General features: G+C 54.7%; 14 protein-coding genes. 9 read left to right on the top strand and 5 right to left on the bottom strand.

Annotation, left to right across the window (positions count from 1 at the left end):
• The first annotated feature begins 78 nt into the window (after positions 1-78).
• The 4 genes from topA to acnA all read left to right on the top strand — a co-directional run bounded on the left by topA (position 79) and on the right by acnA (position 7,463).
• On the top strand, positions 79-2,676 hold the full coding sequence (gene topA, locus K7H21_RS16145) for a type I DNA topoisomerase (protein ID WP_049112416.1): 2,598 nt from the start codon (positions 79-81) through the stop codon (positions 2,674-2,676).
• Positions 2,677-3,007: 331 nt separating this feature from the next.
• On the top strand, positions 3,008-3,982 hold the full coding sequence (cysB, locus tag K7H21_RS16140; protein WP_004121248.1) for an HTH-type transcriptional regulator CysB: 975 nt from the start codon (positions 3,008-3,010) through the stop codon (positions 3,980-3,982).
• 245 nt (positions 3,983-4,227) lie between these two features.
• Entirely contained in the window at positions 4,228-4,395 is a 168-nt protein-coding gene (locus tag K7H21_RS16135; protein WP_004121247.1) for a YmiA family putative membrane protein, read from the top strand.
• 395 nt (positions 4,396-4,790) lie between these two features.
• Entirely contained in the window at positions 4,791-7,463 is a 2,673-nt protein-coding gene (gene acnA / locus K7H21_RS16130; protein ID WP_004850158.1) for an aconitate hydratase AcnA, read from the top strand.
• 57 nt (positions 7,464-7,520) lie between these two features.
• Here the strand turns inward: acnA and ribA are convergent, their stop codons facing one another.
• A complete protein-coding gene (ribA, locus tag K7H21_RS16125) occupies positions 7,521-8,111 on the bottom strand; it encodes a GTP cyclohydrolase II (RefSeq protein ID WP_004121245.1) in 591 nt (196 codons plus the stop codon).
• Between the two features lie 161 nt (positions 8,112-8,272).
• Here ribA and pgpB point away from each other — a divergent pair, with 161 nt between their 5' ends.
• The 5 genes from pgpB (at position 8,273) to yciH (ending at position 11,914) form a co-directional block, all read left to right on the top strand.
• Positions 8,273-9,040 carry a phosphatidylglycerophosphatase B gene (gene pgpB / locus K7H21_RS16120; protein ID WP_087829252.1) on the top strand — a complete coding sequence of 256 codons (768 nt, stop codon included), beginning with the start codon at positions 8,273-8,275 and terminating at the stop codon, positions 9,038-9,040.
• A 135-nt stretch (positions 9,041-9,175) separates the two neighbouring features.
• On the top strand, positions 9,176-9,484 hold the full coding sequence (locus K7H21_RS16115; RefSeq protein WP_014229014.1) for a LapA family protein: 309 nt from the start codon (positions 9,176-9,178) through the stop codon (positions 9,482-9,484).
• A 6-nt stretch (positions 9,485-9,490) separates the two neighbouring features.
• Positions 9,491-10,660: a lipopolysaccharide assembly protein LapB gene (lapB, locus tag K7H21_RS16110; RefSeq protein ID WP_004121242.1), complete on the top strand. Its 1,170-nt coding sequence runs from the start codon at positions 9,491-9,493 to the stop codon at positions 10,658-10,660.
• Between the two features lie 190 nt (positions 10,661-10,850).
• Entirely contained in the window at positions 10,851-11,588 is a 738-nt protein-coding gene (gene pyrF, locus K7H21_RS16105) for an orotidine-5'-phosphate decarboxylase (RefSeq protein WP_154902487.1), read from the top strand.
• On the top strand, positions 11,588-11,914 hold the full coding sequence (gene yciH / locus K7H21_RS16100; protein WP_223035900.1) for a stress response translation initiation inhibitor YciH: 327 nt from the start codon (positions 11,588-11,590) through the stop codon (positions 11,912-11,914). Before pyrF ends, yciH begins: the two co-directional genes overlap by 1 nt.
• A gap of 97 nt (positions 11,915-12,011) precedes the next feature.
• Here the strand turns inward: yciH and osmB are convergent, their stop codons facing one another.
• From osmB to K7H21_RS16080, 4 genes are all read right to left on the bottom strand, one after another.
• Entirely contained in the window at positions 12,012-12,230 is a 219-nt protein-coding gene (gene osmB, locus K7H21_RS16095) for an osmotically-inducible lipoprotein OsmB (RefSeq protein WP_004139496.1), read from the bottom strand.
• A gap of 264 nt (positions 12,231-12,494) precedes the next feature.
• Positions 12,495-13,244, bottom strand: coding sequence for a DNA-binding transcriptional regulator YciT (gene yciT / locus K7H21_RS16090; protein WP_004121233.1), 750 nt, complete (start codon positions 13,242-13,244; stop codon positions 12,495-12,497).
• 72 nt (positions 13,245-13,316) lie between these two features.
• On the bottom strand, positions 13,317-13,499 hold the full coding sequence (locus K7H21_RS16085) for a YciZ family protein (RefSeq protein ID WP_004121231.1): 183 nt from the start codon (positions 13,497-13,499) through the stop codon (positions 13,317-13,319).
• A 177-nt stretch (positions 13,500-13,676) separates the two neighbouring features.
• Positions 13,677-15,611, bottom strand: coding sequence for an exoribonuclease II (locus tag K7H21_RS16080; RefSeq protein ID WP_049112423.1), 1,935 nt, complete (start codon positions 15,609-15,611; stop codon positions 13,677-13,679).
• Positions 15,612-15,677: the final 66 nt, after the last annotated feature.

Genomic DNA, 15,677 nt, shown 5'->3' with positions numbered 1-15,677 from the left:
GGTTGTGACGTGTCGCCAGTGGATGGTGAATCAATGTGCGATGTATTCCTGGATGAATCAAATTAGGTAAAGGTGAATATGGGTAAAGCTCTCGTTATCGTTGAGTCCCCGGCAAAAGCCAAAACGATCAATAAGTATCTGGGTAATGACTACGTGGTTAAGTCCAGCGTCGGTCATATCCGCGATTTGCCGACCAGTGGCTCAGCTTCCAAAAAGAGCGCCGACTCTACCTCCACCAAAGGGGCTAAAAAGCCTAAGAAGGATGAACGCGGCGCTCTGGTCAACCGTATGGGCGTGGACCCATGGCATGACTGGGATGCGCACTACGAAATACTTCCGGGTAAAGAAAAGGTTGTTTCCGAACTCAAACAGTTGGCGGAAAAAGCTGACCACATCTATCTCGCAACCGACCTTGACCGCGAAGGGGAGGCCATCGCATGGCACCTGCGGGAAGTTATCGGCGGTGATGAACAGCGCTATAGCCGCGTAGTGTTCAATGAGATCACTAAGAATGCTATCCGTCAGGCTTTCGAAAAGCCGGGCGAACTGAATATTGACCGTGTTAACGCTCAGCAGGCGCGCCGTTTTATGGATCGCGTGGTGGGTTACATGGTGTCTCCACTGCTGTGGAAAAAAATTGCCCGTGGTCTGTCCGCAGGCCGCGTCCAGTCGGTTGCCGTACGTCTGGTGGTTGAACGCGAGCGTGAGATTAAGGCGTTTGTTCCGGAAGAGTACTGGGAAGTTGACGCCAGCACCACGACGCCAGGCGGCGATGCGTTACCGCTGCAGGTGACTCACAGCGGCGATAAGCCGTTCCGTCCGGTGAGCCGTGAAGAGACCATGGCAGCGGTTGCGCTGCTTGAGAAAGCCAGCTACAGCGTGCTGGAGCGTGAAGACAAGCCGACCAGCAGCAAGCCGGGCGCGCCGTTTATCACCTCCACGCTCCAGCAGGCCGCCAGTACGCGTCTTGGCTTCGGCGTGAAGAAAACCATGATGATGGCGCAGCGTCTCTACGAAGCGGGGCATATTACCTATATGCGTACCGATTCCACGAACCTGAGCCAGGACGCGCTGAATATGGTGCGCGGCTATATTGGCGATAACTTCGGTAAGAAATATCTGCCGGAAAGCGCTAATCAGTACGCCAGCAAAGAAAACTCTCAGGAAGCGCACGAAGCGATTCGTCCTTCCGACGTCAACGTGCTGGCCGAAACGTTAAAAGATATGGAATCTGATGCGCAGAAACTGTATCAGCTGATCTGGCGCCAGTTTGTTGCCTGTCAGATGACGCCAGCGCAGTACGACTCCACCACCCTGACGGTGAAAGCCGGCGATTTCAAACTGAAAGCCCGCGGGCGTACGCTGCGCTTTGACGGCTGGACCAAAGTGATGCCAGCCCTGCGTAAAGGCGATGAAGATCGTACTTTACCGCTGGTCAACAAGGGCGAAAGCCTGAGCCTGGTCGAACTGACGCCCGCGCAGCACTTTACCAAGCCGCCGGCGCGTTTTAGCGAAGCCTCGCTGGTTAAAGAGCTGGAAAAACGCGGCATCGGCCGTCCTTCCACCTATGCGTCGATCATTTCGACCATTCAGGACCGCGGCTATGTGCGGGTAGAAAACCGTCGTTTTTATGCGGAAAAAATGGGCGAGATCGTCACCGATCGTCTGGAAGAGAACTTCCGCGATCTGATGAACTACGATTTCACCGCGCAGATGGAGGACCGTCTCGATCAGGTGGCCAACCATCAGGCCGAATGGAAACAGGTTCTCGATAACTTCTTCGGAGACTTCACCTCGCAGCTGCAAACGGCGGAGAAAGATCCGGAAGAGGGCGGCATGCAGCCGAACCCCATGGTCCTGACCACCATCGACTGCCCAACCTGCGGGCGCAAGATGGGGATCCGTACCGCCAGCACCGGCGTATTCCTTGGCTGTTCGGGTTATGCGCTGTCGCCAAAAGAGCGCTGCAAAACCACCATAAACCTGGTGCCGGAAAACGAAGTGCTTAACGTGCTGGAAGGCGATGACGCTGAAACCAACGCGCTGCGCGCCAAACGCCGCTGTAAAAAATGCGGCACGGCGATGGACAGCTACCTCATCGATCCGAAGCGCAAGCTGCACGTCTGCGGTAATAACCCGACCTGCGATGGCTACGAGATTGAAGAGGGCGAGTTCCGCATTAAGGGCTATGACGGTCCGATCGTTGAGTGTGAAAAATGTGGTTCTGAAATGCACCTGAAGATGGGGCGTTTTGGTAAGTATATGGCCTGCACCAACGACGAGTGTAAAAACACCCGTAAGATCCTGCGTAACGGAGAAGTGGCGCCGCCGAAAGAAGATCCTGTGCCGCTGCCGGAGCTGCCGTGTGAGAAATCGGACGCCTACTTTGTTCTGCGCGATGGCGCGGCGGGCGTTTTCCTGGCCGCGAACACCTTCCCGAAATCGCGCGAAACCCGTGCGCCGCTGGTGGAAGAGCTGTACCGCTTCCGCGACCGCCTGGCAGAAAAGCTGCGCTATCTGGCCGATGCGCCGCAGCAGGATCCGGAAGGCAACAAAACGATGGTGCGTTTTAGCCGTAAAACTAAGCAGCAGTACGTTGCGTCAGAGAAAGACGGTAAAGCCACCGGCTGGTCAGCTTTCTATATTGACGGCAAATGGACTGAAGCGAAGAAGTAACTGCTCTAACCGGATAAAAGGGCCGCGCCGCGGCCCTTTTTTAACACCGCATGTTGCTGATATCCAAGATTTTATACTGTATCCTCTCTCGCCTTATAACCGACTTATTATTTTTTGTTAGTATCTATACACTGTAGATATAAATGATATAGTGGTTATAGCTAATCTCTTTTTTATTATCTTATCGTCTTATACATCATCGTCTTCAGGATACGTTGTGGCGCCGACACGGCGAGTCGCAGGTATGGGCGGGGCAACCCACCCGACAGCAAGTGACCTGAGCGTAAAATGTATTAAGCGGGTTTATTTTACGTGCTATCGGATATCAGCCATGAAACTACAGCAGCTCCGCTATATCGTTGAGGTTGTTAACCATAATCTGAACGTCTCCTCGACTGCCGAAGGCCTGTACACCTCACAGCCGGGCATCAGCAAGCAGGTTCGCATGCTGGAGGATGAGCTGGGAATTCAGATTTTCGCCCGCAGCGGCAAACATCTCACGCAGGTCACTCCCGCAGGTCAGGAGATCATACGCATCGCTCGCGAGGTCTTATCGAAGGTCGATGCGATCAAGTCGGTGGCGGGGGAGCATACCTGGCCAGACAAGGGCTCACTGTACGTTGCCACCACCCACACTCAGGCCCGTTATGCGCTACCGGGCGTTATCAAAGGCTTTATCGAACGCTATCCCCGCGTCTCCTTGCACATGCATCAGGGGTCGCCAACGCAAATCGCCGAGGCGGTGTCGAAAGGCAATGCTGACTTCGCTATCGCGACCGAAGCGCTTCATCTTTATGATGATTTGGTGATGCTGCCGTGCTATCACTGGAACCGCTCCGTGGTCGTCACGCCAGAGCACCCGCTGGCTTCGCGCGAGTCAGTATCGATTGAGGAGCTGGCGCAGTATCCGCTGGTGACTTACACCTTCGGCTTCACCGGTCGTTCCGAGCTGGATACCGCCTTTAATCGCGCCGGCTTGACGCCGCGCATCGTTTTCACCGCCACCGACGCCGATGTGATTAAAACCTACGTGCGTCTGGGTCTTGGGGTAGGGGTGATTGCCAGTATGGCGGTGGATCCGGTTTCCGACCCGGATCTGGTCAAACTCGACGCCAACGGTATCTTCAGCCATAGCACCACAAAAATAGGTTTCCGACGCAGTACCTTCTTGCGAAGCTATATGTATGATTTTATTCAACGATTTGCTCCGCATCTGACCCGGGATGTGGTCGATACCGCCGTCGCTTTGCGCTCAAATGAAGATATCGAAGCGATGTTCAAAGATATTAAATTACCGGAAAAATAACCGTAGAAAAAATAATGGCATCCTTACGGGGATGCCAAAATCTATAATGGCCTGAAATGGAATATCTAAACCTCGTCTGAATCACAATTTTCGTTAACTCCTCGTACCACATTTGCAAATATACCTGCCGTGATCAAATTAATGATGAAAGATATCTTCTGAAAAGCGAATTCACTGGATTAATAGTCCATCCATAATTAAGATTTATCTGTGGTTAGTAATTCTTAGCGATTGGTGGTGAAAAAATGATTAGTGATATCGATTATATGAAGTTTGCGATGTCACAGGAACGTGACAAGACCGAGATAGATCCGGTTTTGAGAAGTAAGGCCTGGAGCGCCGTTATCCTTGGGCTTGCGATGTTCTGGAGCGTCATTGCTCTGGTTGTCTGCAACGTTTGGTTACTAAGCTAGAGCACCTTCCAGTCACAGTGGTTGTGTCAGTTTTATGACAAGTGAATTATTGAGAATTATTTCTATCTGATAAAATAGCGGTAATAAGGAGGATATAATTTTTCCCTTTTTAGACTCGCTCGATAAATTTTCTCTATTGGACTAATCGCCAGAATAATGGCGATTAGTCTTTCTTTGTACTCATGTACTAATACGCCACGGTCGCCGACGTAAACCTGACTTCTTCAATCCTTCTCAATATATCTGCCCGCATTATTCAAATTTCCTGTCTTAATGTGTTACGCCTATTTTAGCAATTTGGGTTGTTATCAAAATGTTACATCAAAGATGTGTTATCTTTAATAATGACCCTGAGGAGGATCAGGGGATGCTATCCCTAAGGTAAAGGAGGAGCTATGTCGTCAACCCTACGAGCAGCCAGCAAGGATACGCTTCAGGTTAAAGATAAAACCTGGCATTACTACAGCTTACCGCTGGCCGCCAAACAACTGGGCGATCTCTCGCGCTTGCCCAAATCACTCAAAGTGCTACTGGAAAACCTACTGCGCTGGCAAGACGGTGATTCAGTGACCGCCGAAGATATTCATGCCCTGGCCGGATGGCTGAAGCATGCCCATGCCGACAGGGAGATTGCCTACCGTCCGGCGCGCGTCCTCATGCAGGACTTTACCGGGGTCCCCGCCGTGGTGGACCTGGCGGCGATGCGCGAGGCGGTCAAACGCCTGGGCGGGGACACCGCCAAAGTGAACCCGCTTTCGCCCGTCGACCTGGTGATTGACCATTCGGTCACCGTCGACCGCTTTGGCGACGATGATGCTTTTGAAGAGAACGTCCGTCTGGAGATGGAGCGCAACCATGAGCGCTACGTCTTTTTGCGCTGGGGGCAGCAGGCATTCAGCCGCTTCAGCGTAGTACCGCCGGGTACCGGTATTTGCCACCAGGTAAACCTCGAATACCTTGGCCGGGCAGTGTGGAGCGAACAGCAAAACGGCGAGTGGGTGGCTTTTCCCGACACACTTGTCGGCACCGACTCGCACACAACGATGATTAACGGTTTAGGCGTTCTGGGCTGGGGTGTCGGCGGTATCGAAGCGGAAGCCGCCATGCTCGGGCAGCCGGTTTCCATGCTGATCCCAGACGTTGTTGGCTTCAAGCTGAGCGGCAAGCTGCGTGAAGGCATTACCGCGACGGACCTGGTCCTGACGGTCACCCAAATGCTGCGTAAACACGGCGTTGTGGGTAAGTTTGTTGAATTCTACGGCGATGGACTCGATTCTCTGCCGCTGGCGGACCGCGCGACTATCGCCAATATGTCGCCGGAGTATGGCGCGACCTGCGGCTTCTTTCCGATCGATGCCGTTACGCTTGACTATATGCGCCTTACCGGGCGCAGCGAAGAGCAGGTGGCGCTGGTGGAAGCCTATGCGAAAGCGCAGGGCATGTGGCGTCAGCCCGGAGATGAGCCGGTATTCACCAGCACCCTGGCGTTGGATATGGGAACCGTCGAAGCGAGCCTGGCCGGACCGAAGCGCCCTCAGGACCGCGTAGCGCTCGGCGATGTCCCTCAGGCCTTTGCCGCCAGCACCGAGCTGGAAGTCAACCACGCGCAGAAAGATAAACGGCCAATTGACTACACCCTGAACGGACAGCAGTATTCGCTGCCTGACGGGGCGGTAGTGATTGCCGCTATTACCTCCTGTACTAACACGTCAAACCCCAGCGTCCTGATGGCCGCCGGCTTGCTGGCCAAAAAAGCCGTTGAGCGGGGTCTGAAACCGCAGCCGTGGGTTAAAGCGTCGCTGGCTCCCGGGTCGAAGGTTGTTTCCGACTATCTGGCCCACGCAAAGCTGACGCCCTATCTGGATGAACTGGGCTTCAATCTGGTCGGTTACGGCTGTACCACCTGTATCGGTAACTCTGGACCGCTGCCGGACCCGATCGAGCGCGCCATCAAGCAGGGCGATCTGACCGTCGGGGCGGTGCTCTCCGGGAACCGCAACTTTGAAGGACGTATTCATCCGCTGGTAAAAACCAACTGGCTAGCTTCGCCGCCGCTGGTGGTCGCCTACGCTCTGGCGGGGAATATGAATCTCGACCTGACCCGTGAGCCGTTAGGGACGGGTAAAGATGGTCAGCCGGTGTATCTGAAGGATATCTGGCCGAGCGGAATCGAAGTCGCGCAGGCGGTTGAGCAAGTCTCAACGGAGATGTTCCGTAAAGAGTACGCCGAAGTGTTTGAAGGGACCGCCGAGTGGAAGGCGATAAAAGTGGATCGCTCTGATACCTACGACTGGCAGGATGATTCCACCTATATTCGCCTGTCGCCATTCTTTGATGAAATGGGCGTTGAACCTAAACCGGTAGAGGATATCCACGGCGCGCGCATTCTCGCCATGTTGGGCGACTCGGTTACCACCGATCATATCTCCCCGGCGGGCAGTATTAAAGCCGATAGCCCCGCGGGCCGTTATCTGCAAAATCACGGCGTCGAACGCATTGATTTTAACTCCTACGGCTCCCGTCGCGGCAACCATGAGGTAATGATGCGCGGAACGTTTGCCAATATTCGTATTCGTAACGAAATGGTCCCCGGCGTGGAAGGGGGGATGACCCGACATCTTCCGGATAGCCAACCTATCGCTATTTACGATGCCGCGATGCTCTACAAAGCAGAGGGCACGCCGCTAGCGGTGATCGCAGGCAAAGAGTACGGTTCCGGCTCCAGCCGCGACTGGGCGGCTAAAGGACCGCGTTTGCTCGGCGTCAGGGTGGTGATTGCCGAGTCTTTCGAGCGTATCCACCGCTCCAACCTGATTGGCATGGGGATCTTACCGCTGGAATTCCCGCAGGGGGTGACGCGTAAAACGCTGGGACTGAGCGGCGAGGAGCGGATAGATATCAGCAACCTGCAGGCTCTGCAGCCCGGTATGACCGTGCCGGTCACGCTGACCCGCGCGGATGGTCGGCAGGAAGTGATTGATTGCCGCTGCCGTATCGATACCGCGACTGAGCTGACCTACTATCAGAACGACGGTATTTTGCACTATGTGATCCGCAATATGCTCTAAACCCGCGTCTGATATAAAAAGGGCCAGCATAGGCTGGCCCTTCATTTTTCTACAGCATTACTTACTCAGCAGGTGCCCCATTTTGGCAGCCTTAGTATCCAGATAGTGGGCATTTTTCGGGTTGCGTCCCACGATTAGCGGCACGCGTTCCACAATGTTAATTCCCGCTTCAGTCAGAATTTCGACCTTCTTCGGGTTGTTGGTCAACAGGCGTACCTGGTCGACGTTCAGCAGCTTAAACATATCTGCGCACAGCGTGAAGTCGCGTTCATCTGCGGCGAAACCCAGCTGATGGTTGGCTTCCACGGTATCATAGCCTTGATCCTGTAACGCGTAGGCGCGGATTTTATTCAGCAGGCCGATATTGCGCCCTTCCTGACGGTGGTAGAGCAGAATGCCGCGCCCCTCTTCGGCAATATGCGACAACGCCGCTTCCAGTTGAAATCCGCAATCACAGCGCAGGCTAAAAAGGGCGTCGCCCGTTAAACACTCAGAGTGTACGCGAGCCAGAACCGGGGATTGCCCCGAAATATCGCCAAATACCAGCGCGACGTGATCCTGCCCGGTTGCCAGTTCTTCAAAACCCACCATGAGAAAATCGCCCCATGGGGTTGGCAGTTTGGCTTCTGCCACACGTTTAAGCTGCATGTGATTCTCCAGATTCTATCAGCACCTGACTGTGCTTCTGTTTGCCGCTATTTTGCCACAATGGCGCGACGTTCTCCTAATTGCGTACGGTCACCTGCGCGCAAAGCGCACAAACGAACTACTTTCCGTTATGATATTGAGGTCAATGAAAAGGAGACGAGATGCTGTTGATTGCCAGACGAACCGCCGTTGGCGCGGCCCTGTTATTAATCATGCCTGCTGTGATCTGGATTACCGGCTGGAAATGGCATCCGGGGCTGTCGGCAGGGGCGATGAAGCTGCTGTACTGGATAACTGAAACGGTGACGCAACCCTGGGGGATCATCACGCACGTTATCCTGTGTGCCTGGTTTCTGTGGTGCCTGCGTTTTCGTCTGCGAGCGGCGATAGTGCTGTTTCTTATTCTGGGCGCAGCGATACTTGTTGGGCAGGGGATGAAGTCGTGGCTCAAAGACCGCGTACAGGAGCCTCGTCCCTTTGTCATCTGGCTGGAACAGACGCGGCAGGTGCCAGTCACGCAATTCTACGCGTTGAAACGCAAAGATCGCGCTAAACTGGTGCATGAACAGCTGGCGCAAGAGCAGCAGATTCCTAAATTTTTGCGTAAGCACTGGCAAAAAGAAACCGGCTTCGCTTTCCCTTCTGGCCATACGATGTTTGCCGCTAGCTGGGCATTGCTCGGCGTGGGCTTACTGTGGCCGCGTCGTCGCTGGGTCACCATTGCGCTGCTGCTGACGTGGGCGACGGCGGTAATGGGAAGCCGCCTGGCGCTGGGCATGCATTGGCCGCAGGACCTGATCGTCGCGACGCTGATTTCCTGGCTGCTGGTGACCCTGGCGACCTGGCTTGCCCAGCGGTTCTGCGGGCCGCTATCGCCGCCGGGAGAAGAGGCGCAGGATATTAAAAAAAGGGCGGCCGCGCCGGAATAATGTTGATATTAGCCGTATCAGGCCGCATATCCTTAACGGGTGTCATGCATTTCCATTTCACCGCTGCGGCGAAAATGATACTTTATAGGGCTGAACGCGGGATTTTTTCGCGCAACCCACAGAACGGGAAGTCATGTGAAATATTTTCTTATTTTCTTATTGGTGTTAGCTATCTTCGTCATTTCAGTGACGCTGGGCGCGCAGAATGACCAGGTGGTCACGTTCAACTATCTCCTCGCGCAGGGTGAGTTCCGTATTTCGACGCTGCTTGCCGTGCTTTTTGCCGCTGGTTTTGCTATCGGCTGGCTGATCTGCGGCCTTTTCTGGTTGCGCGTTCGCGTCTCTCTGGCGCGCGCCGAGCGTAAAATTAAACGTCTGGAGCACCAGATCGCGCCAGCCAGCGCAACGCCTGCCGAAGCTGGCGTTCCTGCGGTGAAGGAATAATCATTTATGCTGGAGTTGTTGTTTCTGCTTTTGCCCGTGGCCGCAGCCTATGGCTGGTATATGGGGCGCAGAAGTGCACAACAGTCCAAACAGGACGATGCGAGCCGTCTGTCGCGTGACTACGTTACAGGGGTTAACTTTCTGCTGAGCAATCAGCAGGATAAAGCCGTCGATCTGTTCCTCGATATGCTGAAAGAGGATACCGGCACCGTCGAAGCCCACCTTACGTTGGGCAATCTGTTCCGCTCGCGCGGTGAGGTTGACCGCGCGATTCGCATCCATCAGAGCTTAATGGAAAGCGCCTCGTTAACCTACGATCAGCGCCTGCTAGCCGTGCAGCAGCTGGGGCGAGATTATATGGCCGCCGGGCTTTATGACCGGGCTGAGGGGATGTTTAAACAACTGGTGGACGAGACGGATTTTCGCCTGAGCGCGCTACAGCAGCTGCTGCAAATTTATCAGGCGACCAGCGACTGGCAGTCGGCGATAGAAGTGGCCGAACGTCTGGTTAAGCTGGGGAAAGATAAACATCGCGGTGAAATCGCCAATTTCTGGTGTGAACTGGCGCTACAGCAAATGGCGGGCAACGATCTCGACAAAGCGATGGCGCTGCTGAGGAAGGGCGCCGCCGCGGACCGCAATAGCGCTCGCGTTTCCATCATGATGGGCCGAGTCTGGATGGAAAAGGGCGACTATGCGAAAGCCGTAGAGAGCCTTGAGCGAGTGATTGAGCAGGATAAAGAGCTGGTGGGCGAAACCCTGGAAATGCTGCAAACCTGTTACCAGCAGTTGGGTAAAACCGACGAATGGGAAGCCTTTTTACGCCGCTGCGCAGAGGAAAACACCGGCGCGACAGCCGACCTGATGCTGGCGCAGATCCTTGAACAGCGGGAAGGTGCCGAGTCCGCGCAAAACTACGTGACTCGCCAGCTGGAGCGACATCCAACGATGCGCGTGTTCCATAAGCTCATCGACTACCATATCAATGAAGCCGAAGAGGGGCGCGCGAAGGAGAGCCTGGGCGTTCTGCGCCATATGGTGGGCGAGCAGGTCCGCAGCAAACCGCGCTACCGCTGCCAGAAATGTGGTTTTACCGCCCATACGCTGTACTGGCACTGTCCGTCCTGCCGGTCGTGGTCATCGATTAAGCCTATTCGCGGACTGGACGGGCAATAAATTAAAAAAAAACGCACTTTAGTTACAACATACTTAAAGGTTTTTTACGTCATATCCTCCGGCTACGGCGCACCCGTCGTCCGGCAGGAAGGGAAATGCAGCCTGTTATTTTCGGCTTATCGCAGGTAGAATGCTGCCCGTTTACCTTTTTTGCGCCAAACCGGCGCTCATCAACAATTAAGGTCCGGTCATGACGTCTACTGCTACATCTTCTTCCCGCGTTGTCACATCCTCTCCCATCGTCGTTGCTCTCGATTATGATAACCGTGATAAAGCGCTGGCATTTGTCGACCGTATCGACCCGCGCGACTGCCGCCTGAAGGTGGGCAAAGAGATGTTTACCCTGCTGGGGCCGCAGTTTGTTCGCGACCTGCACCAGCGTGGTTTTGAGGTTTTCCTCGATCTGAAGTTCCACGATATCCCGAATACCACGGCGCGTGCGGTCGCCGCTGCGGCAGAGCTGGGCGTCTGGATGGTCAACGTTCATGCCTCCGGCGGCGCGCGTATGATGACCGCTGCACGTGAAGCCCTGCAACCATTCGGAAAAGAGGCGCCGCTGCTGATTGCGGTCACGGTATTAACCAGCATGGAAGCCAGCGATCTGCAGGATCTGGGCATTACGCTTTCTCCGGCTGACTACGCCGCGAAGCTGGCGGCGCTGACCCAGCGCTGCGGGCTGGATGGTGTAGTCTGCTCGGCGCAGGAAGCGGTTCGCTTTAAGCTAGAGCTGGGCCAGGCGTTCAGGCTGGTGACGCCGGGCATTCGTCCGCAAGGTAGCGATGCGGGTGACCAGCGGCGCATTATGACGCCGGAACAGGCACAGGCGGCGGGCGTAGATTACATGGTGATTGGTCGTCCGGTAACGCAGTCTGCCGATCCTGCCGCCACCCTGCGCGGCATTAACGCATCGTTGAACAAGGGGGTATGATGAGCGATTCCAACAGCCGTCTGGTGTATTCAACGGACAGCGGCCGTATTGATGAACCCAAACCGGCACAAGCGCGCCCGAAAGGGGACGGTATCGTACGTATTCAGCGGCAGACCAGCGGGCGTAAGGGTAAGGGCGTGTGCCTGATTAGCGGTATTGATGAAAGTGACGACGCGCTGACGAAACTCGCTGCCGAGCTGAAAAAGAAATGCGGCTGCGGCGGAGCGGTTAAGGATGGCGTGATTGAGATTCAGGGCGATAAGCGTGACTTGCTCAAATTGCTTCTCGAAGCCAAAGGCATGAAAGTTAAGCTGGCAGGCGGTTAATCAATAATAAGGCCACGATAAATATCGTGGCCTTCATTTTTGTGCTGGTGTACTCGTCAGCTAATATAAACTTTCATATTATTGTTCGTGGTTAATATTATTTACCCACCTGGTGGCCGATAATACCGCCGACTGCCGCGCCGCCCAGGGTACCCAGGGTGCTACCGTCAGTTAATACCGCACCACCCAATGCACCGGCGCCTGCGCCGATTGCGGTGTTGCGATCGCGTTTAGACCAGTTAGAACAAGCGCTCAGAGACATTGCAACAGTGACGGCCAGAACTACCGCGGCCATTTTTTTGTTCATTGAAGTCATCATTTTTTTTCTCCTGAATAATCTATTCACGGATACAACTTCCCTTAAGCATAGCTTGTTACTCTTGCTCAGGGGTTATTCCATGAAGCTTTAGTTGCGCAGGTGTTACTCTAATCACGCAGGTGATAGTTACTCCCTGTTATATCGCTAACATTAATTCTACTTTCTATAAATTTTTCAGGCAGGTAAAAAGTCTGAATTCAGATGTCAGAAAAGTCTCAGACGATGGCGATGCCGGGCAGCCCCGGCAAAGTAAGGACAGGATCAGGGATGGTTGACGATATCGACGGCTAAACCGCATTCGATTAACTGGCTGTGCACGGCATCATTGAGATTATCGTCGGTGATAATACGGTTAAACCGTTCTATCGGCCCAAGGGGATAGGGGTGAACCACGTTGAATTTAGAGCTATCGCTCAGCACAATCGCCTCACAGCCCTTTTCCAGCACCGCGTTAACCACGTCGGCACGCATCATATCCCGTCCGGTAAATCCGGTTTCAGCCTGCCAGCCGTCAATGCCGATAAAGGCCTTGCTGAAGTGGACTTGCTGAATAAACTGGCGGGTCAGTGGGCCAACCATACTTTCGCTGCGCTTTTGATAGATCCCGCCCAGCAGGATCACTTCTCCAGGCGTCTCTTTCAGCAGATGCGCAATATAGCTGCTGACGGTGATGATGGTGATATCGCCGCGCTCGGCCAGCGTGCGGGCGAGCAGGGCGTTGCAGCTCCCGTTCTCGATAAACACCGTCTCTCCGGCCGAAACGCGCGTTGCGGCCCGCGCAGCCAGCTCTCGCTTAATGGCGAAGTTGGTCATCATGCGGGTTTCCACATCTTCGCTGTCCAGCGGAACGGCGAAGCCGTGAGTACGACGCAGGTAGCTCTGCTTCTCGAGTGAATTCAAATCCTGGCGAATGGTGACTTCAGAGACACCGGTCATCTTCGCGAGATCGGCCACGCTAATACGGCCTTTGTCGATGACCATTTGCAAAATACTTTGTTGTCGGGCGTTCATAGCAACTTCGCAGTTAAGGGCTATTTGGGCGAGCGATCGGCCCTGGGTGGCCGATTGCGGTGATGTAGATTATCAAATTTCCCACGGCGCTTTAGGCTGGCCGGGTTTATTTTCCTGCTCGTCGCTGGAAAGCGCCTGCAGCTCAGCTTTGAGGATTTCCAGATTATGAATCGCGGAGTGATAATCCCCGGCAACCAGAATATCCAGCACGGTATCGATTCGTTGGGCGAGCAGACGGGCATTCAGATCTGACATGGCGTTATCCTGGTTACAAATGTGAATAAAATCAATGATGCTAAAAACGGATGAAAAAGAGAAGCGAAAAAAACGCACAAACTAACCCATCTACGATGATTCGTGGGCAACGCGCGGAAAAACAGCTGGAAGGGATAAAAATGCGGCTCCGTTTAAGGGAGCCGCACAGGGCAGTTATCAGGCGGCAGGACGCGCAATCACGCTACGGGTTTCCATACGGACTTCGGCAATTGTCACATCAATCACATCCGTGACTTTGTAGACGACTTCGCCTTTAATCTGCACGGTGCCGTTTTCCTGGCTGCACACCAGCTCATCGCGCACGGCGTGAAGGAACGGCGCCGGGATAAAGGCAACCGCGCCGTTATCAACCAGACGCACGCGCATGCCGCCGCGGCTGACATCGATAATCTCAGCAGCAAAGCGGGTAGTGGTACCGGCCTGCGGATTCAGATAGCGGGCGTACAGCCAGTCTCCGACATCGCGCTCCGCCATGCGGTTGAGGCGACGGCGTTCAGCCATTTGGATCGCCACATCATCCTGCGGACGAGAGATCGCTTCCCCTTTGATAATCGCTTTCAGCAGACGATGGTTAATCATATCGCCGTACTTACGGATCGGGGAGGTCCAGGTCGCATAGGCTTCAAGACCCAGCCCGAAGTGCGGGCCCGGCTCGGTGCTGATTTCCGCAAACGACTGGAAGCGGCGAATACGGCTGTCGAGGAAACCGGACGGCTGCGCGTCCAACTCGCGACGCAGCTTGCAGAAGCCCTCAAGCGTCAGCACTTCCACCGGGTCAACGTGTACGTCGTGTGTCTTCAGTAAGGCCGCGAGCTGCTCGGTGTTGGCCGGATCGAATCCGGTATGCACGTTATAAACGCCGAAACCGAGCTTATCGCGCAGGACGCGGGCGGCGCAGATGTTGGCGGCGATCATTGACTCTTCAACGATACGGTTGGCGATGCGGCGAGGTTCGGCAACGATATTCAGCACTTCGCCTTTGTCGCCCAACACAAAGCGATAATCCGGGCGGTCTTTGAACACCAGCGCGTGGTTTTTACGCCATTCGCTACGACGCAGGCAGGCCTCCTGCAGCAGTTTAATTTGCCGGGCGATAATCTCGCTGTCCGGCTGCCAGCTACCGCTGTTTTCCAGCCAGTTGGAAACATCATCGTAGGCCAGCTTCGCTTTCGACTCGATGGTCGCCGCGAAGAACTCAATATCGTCTTCGATGGTTCCGTCATCAGCGAGGATCATGCGGCAGGCCAGCACCGGACGAACCGCGTTGGGGCGCAGGGAGCAGAGGTCGTCAGAGAGCTCGCGTGGCAACATCGGAATGTTGAAGCCCGGCAGATAGTTGGTAAAGGCGCGAATTTTCGCCGTGTTGTCCAGCTTGCTGCCTTCGGCAATCCAGGCGGTTGGATCGGCGATAGCGACGGTCAGGTGCAGTTTACCGTCAGCGTTCTGCTCGACGTACAGCGCATCATCCATATCTTCGGTGCTGGCGCTATCGATGGTCACGAAAGCCAGGGCCGTTAAATCACGGCGTTCCAGACCTTCATCAAGCATCTCGGTCGCCACGCCGTCCGGCGCTTCTTTTTCCAGATTATGACGCGCCAGGGTGACCCACCACGGAACGAAATGATCATCGCCAAAGGTAATGTACTGGGTGAGCTCAGCGTAGAAACCGCGGTCGCCTTTCAGCGGATGACGGCGCATTTCGGCAACGGCCCAGTCACCCTCTTTAAAATCATGCTCTACGCCGCGCGCGGCGCGGCAGGGAATGGCATCTTTCAGCAGCGGATGGTCAGGAACGATAGAAAGACGATCGTCTTTTTTATGAACTTTGCCGACAAAACGCGTCAGGAACGGCTCAACCAGTTCTTCCGGTTCAGCGCTTTCGCGTTCTTTTTCAGTATTGACCACGGCGATAATACGATCGCCATGCATCACTTTTTTCATTTGCGGCGGCGGAATGAAATAGCTTTTCTGCGAGTCGACTTCGAGGAAGCCAAACCCTTTTTCCGTCCCCTTAACGACCCCTTCAACGCGCGGAGTCTGGGAATGCAGTTGCTGTTTAAGCTGCGCTAGCAGCGGGTTGTCCTGAAACATAATTTCGTATTTTCGTGGCTAAAAGAGCGGCTGACATTTTTACGCGAATATGCCTGCCGCAGCAAG

Origin of the sequence: Klebsiella sp. CTHL.F3a, from assembly GCF_019890895.1 — a bacterium.
Classification (GTDB): Bacteria; Pseudomonadota; Gammaproteobacteria; order Enterobacterales; family Enterobacteriaceae; genus Klebsiella; species Klebsiella grimontii.
Note: the sequence above shows the minus strand (reverse complement) of the source record. Positions and strands in the feature narration are given on the sequence as shown.